17 protein-coding genes are annotated in these 18,351 nt (G+C 74.4%); 12 read left to right on the top strand and 5 right to left on the bottom strand.

Features of this window, described 5'->3' with window-relative positions:
• Positions 1-375 precede the first annotated feature (375 nt).
• A complete protein-coding gene (locus BGK67_RS29995; protein ID WP_079154448.1) occupies positions 376-1,344 on the bottom strand; it encodes a dihydrodipicolinate synthase family protein in 969 nt (322 codons plus the stop codon).
• A gap of 71 nt (positions 1,345-1,415) precedes the next feature.
• Between BGK67_RS29995 and BGK67_RS30000 the strand changes: the two genes are divergently transcribed.
• From BGK67_RS30000 to BGK67_RS30020, 5 genes are all read left to right on the top strand, one after another.
• A complete protein-coding gene (locus BGK67_RS30000) occupies positions 1,416-2,348 on the top strand; it encodes a LysR family transcriptional regulator (protein WP_069923010.1) in 933 nt (310 codons plus the stop codon).
• A 73-nt stretch (positions 2,349-2,421) separates the two neighbouring features.
• Entirely contained in the window at positions 2,422-3,510 is a 1,089-nt protein-coding gene (locus BGK67_RS30005; RefSeq protein ID WP_069923011.1) for an S-(hydroxymethyl)mycothiol dehydrogenase, read from the top strand.
• Positions 3,511-3,637: 127 nt separating this feature from the next.
• Positions 3,638-4,942: an alpha/beta fold hydrolase gene (locus BGK67_RS30010; RefSeq protein WP_069924209.1), complete on the top strand. Its 1,305-nt coding sequence runs from the start codon at positions 3,638-3,640 to the stop codon at positions 4,940-4,942.
• A 57-nt stretch (positions 4,943-4,999) separates the two neighbouring features.
• Positions 5,000-5,782: a PIG-L deacetylase family protein gene (locus BGK67_RS30015; protein WP_069923012.1), complete on the top strand. Its 783-nt coding sequence runs from the start codon at positions 5,000-5,002 to the stop codon at positions 5,780-5,782.
• A gap of 50 nt (positions 5,783-5,832) precedes the next feature.
• Entirely contained in the window at positions 5,833-6,669 is an 837-nt protein-coding gene (locus BGK67_RS30020; protein ID WP_079154449.1) for an enoyl-CoA hydratase/isomerase family protein, read from the top strand.
• A 36-nt stretch (positions 6,670-6,705) separates the two neighbouring features.
• Here the strand turns inward: BGK67_RS30020 and BGK67_RS30025 are convergent, their stop codons facing one another.
• Both BGK67_RS30025 and BGK67_RS30030 read right to left on the bottom strand, forming a co-directional pair.
• On the bottom strand, positions 6,706-7,605 hold the full coding sequence (locus BGK67_RS30025) for an SDR family oxidoreductase (RefSeq protein ID WP_069923013.1): 900 nt from the start codon (positions 7,603-7,605) through the stop codon (positions 6,706-6,708).
• A 49-nt stretch (positions 7,606-7,654) separates the two neighbouring features.
• Positions 7,655-8,791, bottom strand: a complete 1,137-nt coding sequence (locus BGK67_RS30030) for a hypothetical protein (protein WP_069923014.1) — start codon at positions 8,789-8,791, stop codon at positions 7,655-7,657.
• Between the two features lie 210 nt (positions 8,792-9,001).
• Between BGK67_RS30030 and BGK67_RS30035 the strand changes: the two genes are divergently transcribed.
• The 5 genes from BGK67_RS30035 (at position 9,002) to BGK67_RS30055 (ending at position 13,893) form a co-directional block, all read left to right on the top strand.
• Positions 9,002-9,979: an NADPH:quinone oxidoreductase family protein gene (locus tag BGK67_RS30035; protein ID WP_069923015.1), complete on the top strand. Its 978-nt coding sequence runs from the start codon at positions 9,002-9,004 to the stop codon at positions 9,977-9,979.
• Complete coding sequence (locus BGK67_RS30040) at positions 9,976-11,169, top strand: acyl-CoA dehydrogenase family protein (RefSeq protein ID WP_069923016.1); 1,194 nt, start codon at positions 9,976-9,978, stop codon at positions 11,167-11,169. The genes BGK67_RS30035 and BGK67_RS30040 overlap by 4 nt, the downstream gene beginning before the upstream one ends.
• Positions 11,166-12,299: an acyl-CoA dehydrogenase family protein gene (locus BGK67_RS30045; protein WP_069923017.1), complete on the top strand. Its 1,134-nt coding sequence runs from the start codon at positions 11,166-11,168 to the stop codon at positions 12,297-12,299. The genes BGK67_RS30040 and BGK67_RS30045 overlap by 4 nt, the downstream gene beginning before the upstream one ends.
• Positions 12,300-12,647: 348 nt before the next feature.
• On the top strand, positions 12,648-13,013 hold the full coding sequence (locus tag BGK67_RS30050; protein ID WP_069923018.1) for a tyrosinase family oxidase copper chaperone: 366 nt from the start codon (positions 12,648-12,650) through the stop codon (positions 13,011-13,013).
• Between the two features lie 16 nt (positions 13,014-13,029).
• Entirely contained in the window at positions 13,030-13,893 is an 864-nt protein-coding gene (locus BGK67_RS30055; RefSeq protein ID WP_069923019.1) for a tyrosinase family protein, read from the top strand.
• Positions 13,894-13,977: 84 nt separating this feature from the next.
• Here BGK67_RS30055 and BGK67_RS30060 read toward each other — a convergent pair whose 3' ends face one another.
• Positions 13,978-14,262 (bottom strand): chaplin, encoded by a 285-nt coding sequence (locus BGK67_RS30060; RefSeq protein WP_069923020.1) that lies wholly within the window; start codon positions 14,260-14,262, stop codon positions 13,978-13,980.
• A 193-nt stretch (positions 14,263-14,455) separates the two neighbouring features.
• Between BGK67_RS30060 and BGK67_RS30065 the strand changes: the two genes are divergently transcribed.
• Complete coding sequence (locus BGK67_RS30065) at positions 14,456-15,931, top strand: carboxylesterase/lipase family protein (protein WP_069923021.1); 1,476 nt, start codon at positions 14,456-14,458, stop codon at positions 15,929-15,931.
• On the opposite strand, the gene BGK67_RS30070 is transcribed toward BGK67_RS30065, so the two are convergent.
• Positions 15,909-17,090, bottom strand: coding sequence for an alpha/beta hydrolase (locus BGK67_RS30070; RefSeq protein ID WP_079154451.1), 1,182 nt, complete (start codon positions 17,088-17,090; stop codon positions 15,909-15,911). The two genes, BGK67_RS30065 and BGK67_RS30070, sit on opposite strands and share 23 nt — an antisense overlap.
• A gap of 210 nt (positions 17,091-17,300) precedes the next feature.
• On the opposite strand from BGK67_RS30070, the gene BGK67_RS30075 reads away from it, so the two are divergent.
• Positions 17,301-18,329, top strand: a complete 1,029-nt coding sequence (locus BGK67_RS30075) for a TolB family protein (RefSeq protein ID WP_069923022.1) — start codon at positions 17,301-17,303, stop codon at positions 18,327-18,329.
• Positions 18,330-18,351 lie beyond the last annotated feature (22 nt).

The following is an 18,351-nucleotide window of genomic DNA, read 5'->3' on the forward strand; positions in this document are numbered from 1 at the left end:
TCACGGGGCGGGAACAAGGCCCGAATTCCGCCGGTAGATCGACTTCCTGCCCTCCGCCCCGAAAATGACCTTGGCGGGCGGTTCGCGCATTACCCAACTTTCTTTCCGGGAAAAGGGAATCGGCTCTTCGAAGAAATTGATGTTGATGCGTTCCGCGTGACTCACATCACGGGCCGGGGGCCCGCTCGCGGCCCTCTGGCGAATACGGGCAAGTCCGCTCTCCGCGGGCCGGATTCGGGCGACGGGTGCGTTGCAGGCGAATCGCCCATCGGGGGTGTTTTTCGGGCATGGAGTCCGCCGATCGGCCCGCCCGGCCCGGGCGGGCCCGGCCTGCCCGCCCCGGCCCGCCCCGGCCCGCCCGGTCCGGCCCGGCTCTCAGAGCTCCGCCAGCCGCTCCAGGGTGTCCGCCACCGCCCCATCCGAGGCCGGCAGCAGTGGGAGGCGTACGCCGGGCGCCGGGATCCGGCCCTGGGCGTGCAGCACGCCCTTGACGACCGCCGGATTCGGCTCGGCGAAGACCGCCGCGGACATCCGGGCCAGGGCGTGCCCCAGTGGCCTGGCCCGCGCCACGTCACCGGCCTCCCAGACCGCGGCGAGCTCCGCGAACCGGGCCGTGGCCAGATGCGCCGAGGCCAGGATCCCGCCCGCCGCACCCAGCGCCAGCATCGGCGAGAGGTACGCGTCGTCCCCGGCCAGCACCTCGAAGCCGTCCGGCAGGTCCCCGAGCAGCGCCACGGCGTCCTGTCCGACCGAGCCGCCCGCGTACTTCACCCCGGCGACCCCGTCCAGCGCGCCGAGCGCCCGCAGCGTGGCGGCGTCCAGCGACTGCCCGGTCCGGTAGGGGACGTGATAGACGATCAGCGGCACCGGGCTCACCTCGGCCAGCCGCGCGAAGTGTGCCAGCACCCCCGCCGCCGACGGGCGTACGAACGGGGGCACGGTCACCAGCGCCGCCCGCGCCTGCGGCCACCGGGCCAGCCGCTCCAGCGAGGCCCCGGCGGCCCGCGTCCCGCTCGCCCCGGCGCCCACCGTCAGCAGCGCGCCCCGCTCCTCGCAGACCCGCGCGCACACGCCGGTGACGAGGTCGCGCTCGGCCTCGTCGAGCATGGCCGCCTCGGAGGTGGTGCCGAGGGCGACGATCCCCGCCGCGCCCCCGTCGAGCACCTCGTGGGCGAGCGCCTCCAGGGCCTCGGCGGCGATGTCCCCGGCGCGGGTGAACGGGGTGACCAGCGGGACGTGCACCCCGCGTAGGGAGAGGCCCGCGCCGGGAGCGACGCTGTCCGTCGCGGCGGTCGCGGCGGTCGTGTCGGTCGCGTGCGTGGTGTCAGTGATGTCCTGTGCCATGCCGTCGAGCCTCGCCCGCCCCGAGCCCCGAATCCAGTTCGCGTTTCTTACCCCACCCGTAAGCTGAGCCGATGCTCGACGTACGACGCCTGCGACTGCTGCGCGAACTGGCCCGCCGAGGGACCATCGCCGCCGTCGCCGAAGCCCTCGCCTTCAGCCCTTCGGCGGTATCCCAGCAACTCGCCGTCCTCGAACGCGAAGCGGGGCTCCCGCTGCTGGAACGCACCGGACGCCGGGTCCGCCTCACCCCGGCCGGGCAGCACCTGGTGGGTCACGCCGAGGCCGTACTCGAACGACTGGAACAGGCCGAGTCCGATCTCGCCGAGGCACGCGGCGGCCTGGCCGGAGCCCTGCGCATCGGGGCCTTCCCCACCGCCACCCGGGCCATCGTCCCGGCCGCCCTGTCCGCCCTCGCCCGGCGCCACCCGGGACTCGAGCCGATGGTCCGCGAGACCGACCCGGCGGCGGTCGCGCACGCCCTGCGCTCCGGCGACCTCGACGTGGCCCTGGTCCACGCCTACGACTTCGTACCCGCCGCCCGGGAGCCCGGCCTGGCCGCCGAGCCGCTCTACCGGGAGGCGATGTACCTGGCCGCGCCCGCAGCGGGCGCTCCCGAACCGCCTCCGGGGGTCGACCAGGGGGCCGTCCTGCGCGCGCACGCGGAGGACCCCTGGATCACCGCCACCCCCGGCACCCTTTGCCACGCCATGACGGAACGGGCCTGCCAGGCCGCCGGGTTCACCCCGCGGGTCCGCCACCGGGTCGACGAGTTCGCGACCGTGCTCGCCCTGGTCGCGGCCGGGCAGGGGGTGGCCGTCGTACCGCAGCTCGGGGTCACCGGCCCCGCGGACCCGGCCGTCCGCCTGACCCGCCTGCGCATGCGGCGCCGTACCAACCTCGCCTTCCGCAGCGGGGCCGGCGCCCACCCGGCGGTGGCCGCGTTCGGCGCCGCCCTGCGCGCCGCCGTACCTCCTGAGCTGGCCGGATTTCGCGGCCCGGAGTGAGGCAACTGCCTTACCGGGCGGCGCCCGTGTACGTTCTGACCGGGAACCGACGAGACCGGAACGGGGTTACGACGTGACGCACCGCGTACGAGGGGTCATTGCCCGGAGCAAGGGCGCACCGGTGGAGACGACGACGATCCTCGTGCCCGACCCGGGGCCGGGCGAGGCGCTCGTCCGGGTCCAGGCCTGCGGGGTCTGCCACACCGATCTGCACTACCGCGAGGGCGGCATCAACGACGAGTTCCCCTTCCTGCTCGGCCACGAGGCCGCCGGGGTCGTGGAATCGGTCGGTCCGGACGTGACCTCCGTCGCCCCCGGCGACTTCGTGGTCCTCAACTGGCGAGCGGTGTGCGGGTCCTGCCGGGCCTGCCGGCGCGGGCGCCCCTGGTACTGCTTCGCCACGCACAACGCGACCCAGCCCATGACCCTGGAGGACGGCACCCGGCTCTCCCCGGCGCTCGGGATCGGCGCCTTCGCCGAGAAGACCCTGGTCGCGGCCGGACAGTGCACCAAGGTGGACCCGGCCGCCTCGCCGGCCGCCGCCGGACTGCTCGGCTGCGGGGTGATGGCGGGCCTCGGCGCCGCCCTGAACACCGGCAACGTCGGCCGCGGCGACTCCGTGGCCGTCATCGGGTGCGGGGGAGTGGGCAACGCGGCCGTGGCGGGAGCCAGGCTGGCGGGCGCCGCGAAGATCATCGCGGTGGACCTGGACGACCGGAAGCTGGAGTGGGCGCGCGGCCTGGGCGCCACGCACACCGTCAACGGCCGCACCGAGGACGTGGTCAAGGCCGTCCAGGCCCTCACCGACGGCAACGGCGCGGACGTCGTCATCGAGGCGGTCGGCCGGCCCGAGACCTACCGGCAGGCCTTCTACGCCCGCGACCTCGCCGGCACCGTGGTCCTGGTCGGCGTGCCCACACCGGACATGAAGCTCGAACTCCCGCTCCTGGACGTCTTCGGCCGCGGCGGCGCCCTCAAGTCCTCCTGGTACGGGGACTGCCTGCCCGAGCGCGACTTCCCGCTGCTGGTCGACCTCTACCTCCAGGGCCGGCTCGACCTGGACGCCTTCGTCTCCGAGACCATCCCCCTGGACGGGGTCGAGGACGCCTTCGCCCGGATGGAGCGCGGCGAGGTCCTCCGCTCTGTGGTCGAGTTTCCGTAAGCCCCGGTCCCGTGCTGGGCCCCGTACTAGACTCACCGGAACGCACACCCGCGCCCCGGCCGTGACCCGGCCGGGGCACGGGCCTCCGTACCTTCCGCACCTCGTACCCCAGGGGCCCTCCGTGACCATCGAGCACAGCTACCGCCAGCCGGGAACGGTCCTCACCGACCACCGGTTCACCGTCCCGCTGGACCACGCACGCCCGGACGGCGAGCACATCGAGCTGTACGCCCGCGAGGTCGTCGCCGCCGGCAAGGACCCGCGGACCCTGCCGTGGCTGCTCTACCTGGAGGGCGGACCGGGATTCGGGGCCCGGCGGTTCACCGGCCGGCAGGCGTGGCTGGAGCGGGCCCTGACCGACTACCGGGTCCTCCTGCTCGACCAGCGCGGAACCGGACGCTCCAGCCCGGTGAACCGGCAGACCCTGCCCCTGCGCGGAACGGCCGCGCAACAGGCCGACTTCCTCGCCCACTTCCGCGCCGACTCCATCGTGCGCGACGCCGAGGCCATCCGCCCCGCCCTGACCGGCGGCGCCCCGTGGACCGTGCTCGGCCAGAGCTTCGGCGGATTCTGCACCACCCGCTACCTCTCCACCGCCCCCGAAGGCCTGAGCGCCGCCCTGATCACCGGTGGTCTGCCGTCCCTGACCGCCACCGCGGACGAGGTGTACGAGGCGGCCTACCCCCGCGTCGAGCGCAAGAACCTGGCCCACTACCGCCGTTACCCGATGGACGTGGAGCGCGCCCGCCGGATCGCGGCCCACCTCGCCGAGCGTCCCGCCGAGCTCCCCGGCGGCTACCGCCTCACCGTCGAGGCCTTCCAGTCCCTCGGCATGGTCCTCGGCTCCGGCGACGGCAGCCACCAGCTGCACTACCTGCTGGAGGACGCCTTCGTCCGCACTCCCGCCGGCCCCGCGCTGTCGGACGCCTTCCTCGAGGGCGCCCACGCACTGCTCTCCTTCGCCGGACACCCCCTCTACGCGCTGGTCCACGAGGCGTGCTACGCCCAGGACCCGGCCGCGCCCACCGCCTGGGCCGCCGAGCGGGTGCGCGCGGGGCACCCCCGATTCGACGCCGCGAAGGCCCTCGCGGGCGACGAGCCCGTCCTGTTCACCGGCGAGACCATCCACCCCTGGCACTTCACCGCTGACCCCTCCCTCGCCCCGCTGCGCGAGACCGCCGAACTGCTGGCCGCCCGCACCGGCTGGGAGCCCCTCTACGACCCGGCCCGGCTCGCCGCCAACGAGGTGCCGGCGGCCGCCGTCGTCTACCACGACGACATGTACGTGGACACCGCGCACTCCCTGGAGACCGCCCGCGCCGTACGCGGGCTGCGGACCTGGGTGACGGACGAGTTCGAGCACGACGGCGTCCGCGCGGGCGGTCCGCGCGTCCTGGACCGGCTGCTGGCCCTCGTCCACGGCGAGGCCTGACCGGGCCGCGCCGCGGCCCTCCCCGCCGCGCCGGTCCGCTCGTCTATCGTGCGACGCATGACCGAACAGCGTGATCAGCCCGAGCCCTTGCAGCCCTTGCAGCCCTTGCAGCCCATGCCGACCGACTGGCAGCGCGCCCTCGCCGTCGTCGCCCACCCGGACGACCTGGAGTACGGCTGCGCGGCCGCGGTGGCGGACTGGACCGACGGGGGCCGCGAGGTCGTCTACCTGCTCGCCACCCGCGGCGAGGCGGGCATCGACACCCTGGCCCCCGCCGACTGCGCCCCGCTGCGCGAGGCGGAGCAGCGGGCGAGCGCGGCCGTGGTCGGCGTGTCCGAGGTGGAGTTCCTCGACTACCGCGACGGCGTCGTCGAGTACGGCCTCGGCCTGCGGCGGGACATCGCGGCGGCCATCCGCCGCCACCGCCCGGAACTGGTGGTCACGCTGAACCACCGGGACACGTGGGGCGGCGCGCAGGGCGGCGGTTTCTGGAACACCCCCGACCACAAGGCCGTGGGCCGGGCCGTGCTGGACGCGGCCGGCGACGCCGGGAACCGGTGGATCTTCCCCGAACTCCTCACCGAACAGGGCCTGGAGCCGTGGAACGGAGTGCGCTGGGTGGCGGTGGCCGGCTCCAGCACGCCGACGCACGCGGCCGACGCCGGTCCGGGCCTCGAGCGGTCGATCGCCTCGCTGCTGGAGCACAAGGCGTACATCGAGGTGCTCACGGACCAGGACCCGGCGGAGTACGTGCGCACCTTCCTCACCGGCAACGCCCAGCAGGCGGCGGCCCGGTTCGGCGGCCGCCCGGCGGTCCCGTTCGAGGTCTTCCCCCGCTGACCGGCCGCCCCTAGGCTGACGATTCGTCAGAAGCCTTGGGGGGGGGCCACGTGATCGACACCGTCACCACGGAGATCGCGGAAGGGGAGGAGCGGATCCGGCTGGAGACGGGCGAGGACGGCCTCGCGGTCCTCACCCTGTGCCGCCCCGACAAGCTCAACGGCTGGAGCTGGGAGTCCACCCGCCAGCTGGGGCTGCTGGCCGACCGGATCCGCTTCGACCCCTCGGTCCGCGCCGTACTCCTGCGGGCCGAGGGCCGGGCCTTCTGCGCGGGCATCGACGTGACGGCTCCGGGCGGTGCGATCACCGGCGGATCGGCCGCCGGGCGGACCCGCGACTACTACGAGGGCATCCGCTGGGTCCACGAGCGCTTCGCGGTCCTCGCCCGCCTCCCGCAGCCCGTGGTGGCCGCCGTCCAGGGCTACTGCCTCGGCTTCGGCTTCGAGCTGGCCCTGATGGCCGACATCCGGGTGGCCGCCGAGGACGCGGTCTTCGCCCTTCCGGAGGCGCAGCTGGGCGTGGCGGTCGACGCGGGCGGCGACCTGCGCATCGCCCGCGAGGCGGGGGCGGGGTGGGCCAAGTACCTGGCCCTGACGGGCCGTCGTATCGACGCGGCGACCGCACAGCGCCTGAACCTGGTCCAACCCGTCGTGCCCGGCGCGGAGCTGGACGCCGCGGCCCGCGGCCTGGCGGCGGAGATCGCCGCGAACGCCCCTCTTGCGGTGCAGGGCATCAAGCGCGCCGTCGACGCCTATGCGGACGCCGCCCTGCCCGCGGCCCTCGACCGGGTGGCCATGACGGCCGCCCTCACCCTCACCTCGGACGACTGCCGCGAGGGCTACGCGGCCAAGGCCGCCCGCCGCCCCCCGCACTTCACGGGGGGCTAGGCCCTGTCGTCGAAGTGGCGCCGCGGGCCAGGCCGGTCACGTGCCGAACGGCCCCCGTCCCAACTGCTCGCGCACCGGCACGACCTCCGGGTTGACCAGCGCCCGGCGCTGCCAGTTCGCGCCGTCGACCACCAGGGTGTGGCCGGTGACGAACCGGGCGTACGGCGAGGCCAGGAAGGTCGCGGCCCAGCCCAGCTCCCGCGACTCGCCCACCCGCAGGGCCGGCTGCCGCCCGCCCTTGCCGTCGGGTGCGGCCCGGTCCAGGCCGCCGCGGATGTCCCCGGTCATGTCGTCGTGCGGGAACAGCCCCGGCACCAGGCCGTTGACCTGGATGCCGTACGGGCCCCACTCGACGGCGAGGGTCTCCACCAGGTTCTTCACCCCCGCCTTGGCGGCCGCGCTGTGCGCGAAGCCCGGCCCGCCCGTCCAGGCGTACGAGGCGCCGATGTTCACGATGGACCCCGGGGTGCGCGCCGTGAGGTGGCGGCGGCCGAACTCCCGCGTCATGAACCAGGTCCCGGTCAGGGTGATGTCCACCACCGCCCGCCACGCGTTCGGCGAGAGGTCCTCCGCGGGGGAGGGGAAGTTGGCGGCCGCGTTGTTGACCAGGACGTCCGGCAGCCCGAAGGCGGCCTCCGCCGCGTCGAAGACGTCCGCGACCCGCTCGGGGTCCCGGATGTCGCACACGGCGGCCGTCACCCGGCCCGCGCCGGGGACGGCCGCCAGCTCGTCCCGCGCCGCCGCCAGCTGCTCCGCCCGGCGGCTGGCGATCACCAGATCGGCGCCGAGCCGTGCGAACTCGGCGGCGATGGCCTTGCCCAGCCCGGTGCCGCCGCCGGTCACGAGGACCACCTGCCCCGCGTACGTACCGGGGGGCAGGGCGGCGGCGCCGAGCGGTGGTGGCGCGGGCAGGCCGCGCCGGGAGTCGTCCGTCATGGGGCATCGATAGCGCGCGGGCGCCGAGATCACCAGGCCCCGGACGGGATCAGCTCTGCGGGGTGTACGCCTGCCGGCCCGCGCAGGTCCAGATCACGGCGCCCGACCCGACGCCGTCCCAGCCCCAGTAGCTGCCGCCCACCCGGTCGTCGTCCGAGACCGCGAAGGCCTCGCTGCGCGCGTCCTGGGTGCCGCCCGCGGGGTGGGGCAGCGCCTTGGCCGCGCCGGTCCCGGCCCAGTACGCGGCCCGGAGGCGGTGGGGATAGCCCTCCACGAAGGTCACGGCCGTGCCGACCGCCGTGTTCGTGGTCGGGCTGACGGCGTCGAGCGTGAGGTGCTCGTAGCCGGCGACCAGCCCGGGGCCCGCCGGCAGGGCGTCGTACGGCCGCTTCCAGACGGCCGGCTTGCGCTCCTGCCAGTCCCGGTGGCTCAGCTTCTCGTAGCCGACGACCCGGCCCTTGTCGTCGATGCCGGTCGCGTGCGTGCCGATGGTCGGGTCGCCGTCGTTCCGCACCGGGAGGCTCGCGGTCGGGTAGCCGCCGGCGGGCCAGACCACGGGGAAGGTCTTGCTGACGATCTGGTCGTTGTCCTGGTCCCAGTAGTCGGTGTGGGCGGTGCCGAGGACGTCGCCGCGCTTGTTGATGCCGTTCACCGAGCTGATGACGGTGCCCGGGTGCGCGTCGGCGGGGACGGGCAGTTCGCGCGCCACCTTCCCGTTCACCCACTCCTTGGTGACTCCGTCGTCCAGGGCGACGACGTGGCCGGCGTCGTTGACCTGCGCCCCGCCGGAGTGCGCGGACGTGGCGGTGATCAGCCGGACCGACCCGGCGCCGAGCTGGTAGGTGAAGGCGGCCCCGGGGTTGCCCTGCGCGGTGCTCCGCACGGTGCCCGCCATCAGGCCCTTGCCGTTCACGGCCGTGACCGTGCCCTCCTGGAAGCCCTCCGGCATCGGCACCGCGTGGACCCGGCCGTCCGCCGTCCAGTACGCGGGCAGCCCGGAGCTGGCGCCCACCGCCAGCCCGTCCGGGCCGAAGGCGCGGACCGAGCCCGCGGGGCCGCCCGTCAGCGAGGGCAGGACGGTGACGCCGGGCGTGCACGCCGGAGCGGCCGCCGCGGCCGGTCCGGCGGCGGTGATCAGCCCCGCGAGGACGGCTGCGGCCGCGGCGGCGGACGTGGTACCTCTCATACGGCTTCTGTTCATGGTTCCCCCCGATGGTCATGTCATATGCCCTATGGCAACTGCCTGTTGATGTTAGTCGGCCCTTCCCGGCCGGGTCGCCCGTTTTCCGCGCGCGTTCCGGGTGGTTCCGAGGCGTCCCCGAGGTTCACAGGAGGGCAAGCGACCGCTTAGTATGCCCGCGGAGCATGGTTCCTCGACGGCGGCTGGAGGCCCCGGATGCAGGCATGGCGAGTACACACCCTGGGAGAACCCCGAGAGGCCATGCGCCTCGAGGAGATCCCCGAACCGGTGCCCGGCGAGGGCGAGGTGAGGCTGAAGGTGCTCGCGGCGAACCTGAACTTCCCCGACGCGCTCCTCGTCCGGGGCCAGTACCAGATCCGCCCGCCGCTGCCCTTCACCCCCGGAGTCGAGATCTGCGGCCTGACCGACGACGGCCGCCGCGTCATCGCCAACCCGAGCCTGCCCCACGGCGGCTTCGCCGAGTACGTGGTCGCACCCGAACGAGCCCTGCTCCCGGCCCCCGAGAGCCTCGACGACGCCCAGGCCGCGGCCCTGCACATCGGCTACCAGACCGGCTGGTTCGGCCTGCACCGCCGGGCCCGGCTCCAGGCGGGCGAGACCCTGCTCGTCCACGCCGCCGCCGGCGGGGTCGGCAGCGCCGCCGTCCAGCTCGGCAAGGCCGCCGGGGCCACCGTCATCGGAGTCGCCGGCGGCAAGGCCAAGGCGCGCACCGCCGAGGAACTCGGCTGCGACCTGGTGATCGACCGCAGGGCGGAGGACGTCGCCGCCCGGGTCAAGGAGTTCACCGGCGGCCGCGGGGCCGACGTCGTCTACGACCCCGTCGGCGGCGACTCCTACACCGCCTCCGCCAAGTGCGTGGCCTTCGAGGGCCGGATCGTCGTCGTCGGCTTCGCGAGCGGCACCGTCCCGGCGCCCGCCCTCAACCACGCCCTCATCAAGAACTACTCGATCCTCGGCCTCCACTGGGGTCTCTACGCCGCCAAGGACCCGGCCTCGATCGCCGCCTGCCACACCGAACTCACCCGCCTCGCCACCGAAGGCGCCATCAAACCCCTGATCAGCGAGACCATCGCGCTCCCCGCCGTCGCCGACGCCGTGCAGCGCCTCGCCGACGGCGCCACCACCGGCCGGGTGGTCCTGGCCATGCCCGGGGAAGGGGGTGGCTCCCGATGACCGCCACCACCGCCGAGCAGCTGCTCACCCGCGTACGCGGCCTGCTCGCCGCCCACCCGCCCGCCACCACCCCCCGTACGGACTTCCTGCGCGCCCGCTTCGACGCCGGACTGGCCTGGGTCCACTACCCCGAGGGCCTCGGCGGCCTCGGCGCGCCCCGCTCCCTCCAGGCCGTCGTCGACGCCGAACTGGAGGCCGCCGGAGCCCCCGACAACGACCCGCGCCGGATCGGCATCGGCCTCGGCATGGCCGCGCCCACGATCCTCGCGTACGGCACCGAGGAGCAGAAGCGCCGCTTCCTGCGCCCCCTGTGGCTCGGCGAAGAGGTCTGGTGCCAGCTCTTCAGCGAGCCCGGCGCCGGCTCCGACCTCGCCGCGCTCGGCACCCGCGCCGTCCTCGAAGAGGAGTCCGGGGAGTGGGTGGTCGACGGCCAGAAGGTGTGGACCTCCAGCGCCCACACCGCCCGCTGGGCCATTTTGATCGCCCGCACCGACCCCGCGCAGCCCAAGCACCGGGGCATCACCTACTTCCTGTGCGACATGCACGACCCCGGCGTCGAGGTCCGGCCGCTGCGCCAGATCACCGGCGAGGCCGAGTTCAACGAGGTCTTCCTCACCGGCGTGCGCATCCCCGACGCCCACCGGCTCGGCGCCGTCGGCGAGGGCTGGGCGGTGGCCCGCACCACCCTGATGAACGAGCGCGTCTCCATCGGCGGCATGCGCATCCCGCGCGAGGGCGGCATGATCGCGCCGGTCGCCGCCGCCTGGCGCGAACGCCCCGCACTGCGCACCCACGCACTCCACCAGCGGCTGCTGGAGCTCTGGGTGGAGGCCGAGGTCGCCCGGCTCACCGGCGAACGGCTGCGCCAGCAGCTCGCCGTCGGCCAGCCCGGCCCCGAAGGGTCCGGCATGAAGCTCACCTTCGCCCGCCTCAACCAGGAGATCAGCGCACTGGAGGTCGAACTCCTCGCGGAGGAGGGCCTGTCCTACGAGGAGTGGACCCTGCGCCGGCCCGAACTGGTCGACTTCACCGGCCGCGACGCCGGCTACCGCTACCTGCGCGCCAAGGGCAACAGCATCGAGGGCGGCACCAGCGAAGTCCTCCTCAACATCGTCGCCGAACGCGTACTGGGCCTGCCGTCCGAGCCGCGCGACGACAAGGACCTCGCCTGGAAGGACCTCGCCCGATGACGACACCGATGACCCCCGCCACACCCTCGGCCCCGGCGGACCTGCTCTACTCCGAGGCCGAGGAGGAACTGCGCACCGCCGTACGGTCCCTCCTGGAGGCCCGCGGCACACCGGCGGGCATCCTCGCCCGCATCGAGACCGACCGGCCGCACGACCCGGCCCTGTGGCGCACCCTCGCCGCCGGGATCGGCGCGGCGGGGCTCCTCGTACCGGAGAAGCTCGGCGGCCAGGGCGCGAGCCACCGCGAGGCCGCCGTGGTCCTGGAGGAGCTGGGCCGGGCCGTGGTGCCCACCCCCTACCTGACGAGCGCGGTGCTCGCCACCGAGATCCTGCTCGGCTGCGACACCGAGGACGCCGTCCCGCTGCTGCGGGAGCTGGCCTCGGGGCGGCAGGTGTGCGTACCGGCCGTGCCGCTGACCCTCGCCCCCGGCGCCCCGCTGCCGGCCGCCGTCCGGGATTCCGGCGGCGGGACCCTGACCGGCACGGTCACCTCCGTCGCGGACGCGGTGGCCGCCGACGTACTGCTGGTGCTCGCCGACACCGGCCTGTACGCCGTCCCCGCCGCCTCGGCCGGGATCACCCCGCAGGTCCCGCTCGACCTGACCCGCCCGCTGGCCACCGTCACCCTCGACGCCGCGGCCGGCACCCGCCTCGCCGACCCGGCCACCGCCCGGGCCGCCGTCGCCGGCGCCCTGCTCTCCGGGGCCGGGCTGCTCGCCTCCGAGCAGCTGGGGATCGCCGAGTGGTGCCTGACGGAGACCGTCGGATACCTCAAGGTCCGCCACCAGTTCAACCGGCCCGTCGGCTCCTTCCAGGCCCTCAAGCACCGGCTCGCACGGCTCTGGCTCGACGTGGCCTCGGCCAGGGCGGCGGCCAGGGCCGCGGCCGATGCCCTGGCCACCCAGTCTCCCGACGCCCCGCTCACGGTCGCCGTCGCGCAGGCCTACTGCTCGGGCGTGGCCGTGCGGGCCGCCGAGGAGTGCGTCCAGCTGCACGGCGGCATCGGCATGACCTGGGAGCACCCCGCCCACCTCTACCTCAAGCGGGCCAAGGCGGACTCCCTGGCCCTGGGCACGGCGGGCCACCACCGCGGCCTGGTCGCCGACTTCGCGGAACTCCCGGCGCCGTAGGACGGCCTGCCGGTCGGGCCGGGCTCCGGCGCCGCTCCGACCGGCACGGCCGCGCCGCCCAGGGCGGTCCGGAACCCGCGACCGGGGCCCGAACCGCCTGAACCGCCCGAACCAGCCGGCGCCGCCGTCTGCCTCGGCCTGCCCTGGGCCGGCATCCCGGACGCCCAACACCGCCGTCTCCGCCGGCCCCGCCTTCGTGCTGCGGTTGGCCGCGCTCTTTCGCGACCTCCGCCTGCCCCGGCTCCAGCGCGCGACGGCCGGATCCAGGCCCCAGCACCCCCAGGGGTGACCTCGCCCGCCGCGCCGCGTTAGACCCGTAGCCGCCGGCCACCGAGCGAGGGAGACCGAATGCCCGCAGCACCCGCCGCCCTTCCCACCCGCCGCGCCCTGCTCCGTACGGCCTTCACCGCGGCCGTGCTCGCCGGGACGGCTGCCGCGCTGGCTCCCGTACTGCGGGCCCGCGGCCCCCGGCAGACCCTCACCCCGGCCCCGCTCGCGGAGGAGACCTACCGGGGGCGGCACATCGCCGTGGACCGGGCCGGGATCCGCATCGACGGGCGTCCGCTGCACGTCATGCGCCGGGCCGACGGCAGCTACCTCAGCGGGGTGAACCACTTCCAGTCCTTCGGGACACCGCTGGAACTGGCCCGTGCCGCCGTCGACGAGCTGGGCACCGCCCAGCTCGTCGCGGCGTCCGCCCCGCACCACGGCTGACCGGAGGAGCCCCGCGTTGTACACCCGACAGAACCAGAAGAACCTGACCAGCGCCCAGAAGAAGCGCTTCACGGCGGCCCTGCTCGAACTCAAGCGCAGCGGCGTCTACGACGCCTTCGTGCGCACCCACGGCAAGTACTTCGTGCCCGACCGCGACCGCAAGCTCCGCGTCGGGCACATGTCCCCGTCCTTCTTCCCGTGGCACCGGTACTACCTCCTGGAGTTCGAGAAGCAGCTGCGGGCCGTCGACCCGGGCGTCTCCCTCCCGTACTGGGACTGGACCACCGACACCAGCCCGGTCTCCTCCCTGTGGGCCGACGACTTCCTGGGCGGAACCGGCCGCGCGGCGGACCGGCAGGTGATGACCGGGCCGTTCGCCTACGCCAAGGGAAACTGGACCGTGACCGTGGGCGTCTCGGAGGCCCGCTTCCTCACCCGCAACCTCGGCCGGCCGCAGAACCCGATCGCCCTGCCCACCCGCGCCGAACTGCAGTGGGCCATCGACGATCCGGTCTACGACGTGTCGCCCTGGGACTCCACCGCCACCGCCGGCGGCTTCCGCAACAAGCTGGAGGGGTGGGCCGCCCCCAAGAGCGAGCGCTGGCGCAACCACAACAAGGTGCACCAGTGGATCGGCGGGCACATGACCGGCGGCACCGCCCCCAACGATCCGGCCTTCTGGCTGCACCACGCCTTCGTGGACCTGATCTGGGACCGCTGGCAGCAGCGGCACCCGGGCTCCGGCTACCTGCCCGCCGCACCGCTCGCCCTCGGCGACCTCCAGCGCGGCCGGGTGATCGCCCTCGACGAGCCCATGCCGCCCTGGGACGTCACCCCGCGCCAGATGCTCAGCCACCGCGGCCTCTACCGCTACGAATGACGCGGCCGGACGGGCACGCGGGAAGGGCCCCCGCCGCGCGGCGGGGGCCCTTCCTTCGGATCAGCCGATCGGTCGATCAGGCGATCAGTGGCCGTAGCCGCCCTCGGTGTGGTGGTCCGCGCCGCCGCCCGAGGCGTTGACGCAGGTGTTGCCGAAGGCCGGGTTCAGCAGGGCGATCACGTTGACGGTGTTGCCGCAGACGTTGACCGGGACGTGAACCGGAACCTGGACGAGGTTGCCCGACAGGACACCGGGGGAGCCGACCGCCGCACCGTGCGCTCCGGCATCGGCGACGGCCAGACCCGCTCCGGCGGCCACGGCGCTACCGGCGACAGCGGTGACGGCGAATGCCTTCGCGATACGCGACATCAAGATCTCCTCATGGGAAACAGGGGCGCCGCAACGTGCGGCGTTTGACATGGCATACAACGCGGGGAGGCGCGGGGGGTCACGGCCGCTGCTCCTACTTGATGAGGTCAGAGTCACGGCTTGTCACCCGTGGGGCCCCTGTGCGACGGTGCGCGCACCGCGCGCGTGCGCGGGGCGGACCCGGGAGGACCAGATGAGCGCAGCGGGCGGCGACACCGGCGGCCGGCCCCGGGTCAGGACCGCGCACGGCGTGGTCGAGGGCCGCACGGGGCGCGGCGGGTCCGCCGTCTTCCGCGGCATCCCCTACGCCGCCCCACCCGTCGGCGTCCTGCGCTTCGCCGCGCCCGCGCCCCCGGAGCCCTGGGACGGCGTACGCGACGCCGGCGCCTACGGTCCGACCGCGCCGAAGGTGCCCTACGCGCCGAAGTTCGCCGCGCTGCTCGCCGACCCGGAGATCCCCGGGGAGGACTGCCTGAGCGTCAACGTCTGGACCCCCGATCCCGTGCCCGGCGCCCGGCTGCCCGTCATGGTGTGGATCCACGGCGGGGCGCTCACCCGGGGCTCCTCGGCCGTCCCCGTCTACGACGGCTCCGCCTTCGCCCGCGACGGGGTCGTGCTCGTCTCCCTCAACTACCGGCTCGGCGTCCTCGGATACGGGCTCTTTCCCGACGCCCCCGCCAATCGCGGCCTGCTGGACCAGATCGCCGCCCTGGAGTGGGTCCGGGACAACATCGAGGCCTTCGGCGGCGACCCCGCCCGCGTCACCGTCTTCGGCGAGTCCGCCGGAGCCGTCAGCATCGGCGCCCTGCTCGCCGCCCCCAGGGCCGCCGGGCTCTTCGCGCGGGCCGTGCTGCAGAGCGGCGCCCCCGGGGTGCTGCGCCGCGACCGGGTCCGCGCCCTGGTCCGGCGGATGGCCTCGCTGCTGAAGACGGACGCCACCGCGGTGGCCTTCGGCGCCACCGCCCTGCCCACCCTGCTCGCCGCCCAGGCGGCCGTACTGCGCCGGTCGAGCCCCCTCGCCGCGGGGCCCGCCTTCGGCCTGGTGGCCGACCCGGACACGCTTCCCGCGGATCCGCTGGACGCGGCCCGTGCCACCGGCGTACCGCTGCTGCTGGGCTGGACCGCCGAGGAGTACCGGCTGTGGCTGGCCCCGACGGGCACCATGCGGCTGCTGGACCGGCTGGGCCCGGTCGCCGTCGAGCTGGCCCGCCGCCGCGGCGGCAAGGACCGGTCCGCCGTACGGGCGCTGCGCGCGGCCCTGCCCGGGGCCGGCCCCGCGGACCTCGCGGGGCACCTGCTCACCGACCTGCTGCTGCGCGACCCGCTGCGTCGGCTCGCCGGTGCGCGGCGGGCGGCGCCGAGCTTTCTGTACGAGTTCGCGTGGCGCTCGGGCGTTCCGGGGCTCGGCGCCTGCCACGCCCTGGAGCTGGGCTTCGTCTTCGACACGCTGGACACGCCGGAGGCGGCCCGGCTGGCCGGGCCGAACGCTCCGCAGGCGCTGGCCGACGAGATGCACGCGGCCTGGGTGCGCTTCGCGGTGAGGGGTGATCCGGGCTGGGCGCCCTGGAACGGCTCCGGCCCGCCGAAGGTGTTCGGCGGGCCGGAGGCGGAGGAGGCGGGGCGGGGCGCCGCCCGGGCGCCGGACCTTACTCGACGGGTCCTTCCATGACCTTGCTGATGTACTGGATCGGCCCCTCGCCCATGTTGGGGACGTAGGTCTTGGCGTTGTGCCGGCCGCCCTTGATGATCCTCAGGTCGGTGTGCACGGGACCCTTGTTGCCGAAGGTGGCGATGAACTTCTGCACGTCCGGCAGCGTCTTCTTGTTGTTCTCGCTGTCGCCGACCTGGAAGGCGAGGTAGACGTCGGGACCCTTGCGGTCGATGAGCTGCTTGGCCAGCACCTCCGGGTTGTTCTCCGCCTTCTCCTTGTCGTGGCCCTTCCACAGGGAGGAGTCCGGGACGATGTCCGGTCCCGAGGCGATCACGGCCTTGAACTTGTCCGGGTGCTTCAGCACGGCCTTCAGGCCCGCGAAGCCGCCGGTGGAGGAGCCCATGAAGGCCCAGCCGTCACGGGACTTCACGGTCCGGAAGTTCGCCTTCATGAGGTCCGGCACGTCCTCGGTCAGCCAGGTGCCCATCTTCGGCTGGTCGGGGATGTCGGAGCCGTCCCAGTAGACGCCCTTGTCGTCCGGCCCCGGGTTGAGCACCGGCATGGCGAGGATGAAGGGCTTGCTCTTCCCCTCGGCGTACCACTTGGCGATGCTGGTCTGGAGGCCGAGGTCGGTGCCCATCCAGTAGTTGTTCGGGTAACCCGCGCCGCCAGGCAGGGCGATCATGACGGGGAAGCCGCTCTTGGCGAACTCGGGGTCGTTGTACTCCTTGGGCGCCCAGACCCACACCTTGCCCTTGAAGCCGGACTTCTTGCCGTCCAGCGTGGTGACGGCCACGTGCGTCCCGTCGGGCAGCGTCATCGAGTTCTTGAACTCGGCCTGCGGGCCGGTGGGCATCAGCATCTTGGAAGTCGCCGCCTGGGGGGCCGCGTTCTTGCCGCCGTCGCCGGCGGGCGGGCCCCCGAAGGAGACGGCCGCGCCCTTGTCGGTGAACGGGGGTATCTCGTAGTGGTTCATCACGCCGGCCGCGATGCCCGCCAGCGCGAGGACGCAGACCCCCGCGATCACCCAGCGCCGGGCGCCGGACCTGCGCCGGGGAGCGGGCTCGGGCTCCTGCCCGTGCGGCTGTCCGTACGGGGCGCCGTGGGGCTGCTGCGGGTTCTGGTCCTCCGGCCGGTACGGCGGCGGGTACTGCTGCCCTTCGGGTGCGTACGACATGTGCGGTGGCTCTCCGGCTGGTGCTGCCCCGAGGGGCGGGTGGTCTGACGGGCTTGATCCTTCCGTTCGAAGGATGAACGAAAGCATGCCAGGGTTCCGCATTTTTCCTTCTCTTGGGACGTTCCGGAGACGCCCGTTGCCCGGCACGGGCCTGGCTCATGTGCATGCCGATGGGTAGGGTGCCCCCGCCCCGCGAGAGGAGAGGACCCCTTGAGCCTCCAGCGCCGGATCCTGATCCTGGCCACCGCCGTCGTCCTGCTCGCCGCCGTCGCCGTGACGGCCCTGGTACGGGCCTCCGCCACGGAGGACCGCAAGAACCGGACGCAGGCCGACGGCCCCCAGGTCACCCGGGGCCCGGTCTCCCTGGACCCGGCGGGCGGGGACCCGCGGATCGTCTTCCGGAACATGGCCTGGGGCCCGCACCGCGACGAGCTCGCCACCGTCCCGGCCGCCGCACCGGAGGGGGACCGTACCGCCTCGGGCGTCGCCTGCCTGCGCTTCCACGCGGCGGCGGGCACCGGGATCTGCCTCCGGGCCGAGCAGGGCGGGGTCCCGGACCGCTACCGGGCCGTCGTCCTCGACGCCCGGCTGAAGGAGGTCTCGGCGCACGCCCTGGCCGGCATCCCCACCCGCGCCCGGGTCTCGCCCGGCGGCCGGCTGGCCGCCTGGACGGTCTTCGTCGGCGGGGACTCGTACGCCGGAACCGACTTCTCCACGCGGACCTCCGTCCTCGACCTGAGCACCGGCAGGCTCGAGGCCTCGCTGGAGGACTACGCGATCCTCAAGGACGGCAAGCCGTACCGCAGCGCCGACGTGAACTTCTGGGGCGTCACCTTCACCGCGGACGAGCGGACCTTCTACGCCACGCTCCGCACCGCGGGCCGCACCCATCTGGTGCGCGGGGACCTGGCGGCGCGGACGGTGACCACGCTGCACGAGAACGTCGAGTGCCCCTCCCTCTCGCCCGACGGGACCCGGGTGGCCTACAAGAAGCGGGTGCCGGGCCTGCCGGCGGAGGCGCCGTGGCGGCTGCACGTACTGGACGTGGCCTCCGGCACGCAGACCCCGCTCGCGGAGGAGCGGAGCGTGGACGACCAGGTGGTGTGGACGGACGACCGCACGGTCGTCTACTCCCTGCCCGGGGACTTCGGGGCGGACCTCCACTCCGTACCGGCCGACGGGAGCGGCGCCCCCGCCCGGCTCATGGCATCGGCCCTCGCCCCGGCCTTCCTCGGATGAGTGCGGACGCGTCCGGGGAAGG

Source organism: Streptomyces subrutilus (genome assembly GCF_001746425.1).
In the GTDB taxonomy this organism is placed as follows: domain Bacteria; phylum Actinomycetota; class Actinomycetes; order Streptomycetales; family Streptomycetaceae; genus Streptomyces; species Streptomyces subrutilus_A.

What these genes read in the sequence shown, in the direction of transcription:
- BGK67_RS29995 (WP_079154448.1), bottom strand. Translation starts at nt 1,344, where the DNA reads ATGGCACAGGACATCACTGACACCACGCACGCGACCGACACGACCGCC.
- BGK67_RS30000 (WP_069923010.1), top strand. Translation starts at nt 1,416, where the DNA reads ATGCTCGACGTACGACGCCTGCGACTGCTGCGCGAACTGGCCCGCCGA.
- BGK67_RS30015 (WP_069923012.1), top strand. Translation starts at nt 5,000, where the DNA reads ATGACCGAACAGCGTGATCAGCCCGAGCCCTTGCAGCCCTTGCAGCCC.
- BGK67_RS30025 (WP_069923013.1), bottom strand. Translation starts at nt 7,605, where the DNA reads ATGACGGACGACTCCCGGCGCGGCCTGCCCGCGCCACCACCGCTCGGC.
- BGK67_RS30030 (WP_069923014.1), bottom strand. Translation starts at nt 8,791, where the DNA reads ATGAGAGGTACCACGTCCGCCGCCGCGGCCGCAGCCGTCCTCGCGGGG.
- BGK67_RS30035 (WP_069923015.1), top strand. Translation starts at nt 9,002, where the DNA reads ATGCAGGCATGGCGAGTACACACCCTGGGAGAACCCCGAGAGGCCATG.
- BGK67_RS30040 (WP_069923016.1), top strand. Translation starts at nt 9,976, where the DNA reads ATGACCGCCACCACCGCCGAGCAGCTGCTCACCCGCGTACGCGGCCTG.
- BGK67_RS30045 (WP_069923017.1), top strand. Translation starts at nt 11,166, where the DNA reads ATGACGACACCGATGACCCCCGCCACACCCTCGGCCCCGGCGGACCTG.
- BGK67_RS30050 (WP_069923018.1), top strand. Translation starts at nt 12,648, where the DNA reads ATGCCCGCAGCACCCGCCGCCCTTCCCACCCGCCGCGCCCTGCTCCGT.
- BGK67_RS30060 (WP_069923020.1), bottom strand. Translation starts at nt 14,262, where the DNA reads ATGTCGCGTATCGCGAAGGCATTCGCCGTCACCGCTGTCGCCGGTAGC.
- BGK67_RS30065 (WP_069923021.1), top strand. Translation starts at nt 14,456, where the DNA reads ATGAGCGCAGCGGGCGGCGACACCGGCGGCCGGCCCCGGGTCAGGACC.
- BGK67_RS30070 (WP_079154451.1), bottom strand. Translation starts at nt 17,090, where the DNA reads ATGTCGTACGCACCCGAAGGGCAGCAGTACCCGCCGCCGTACCGGCCG.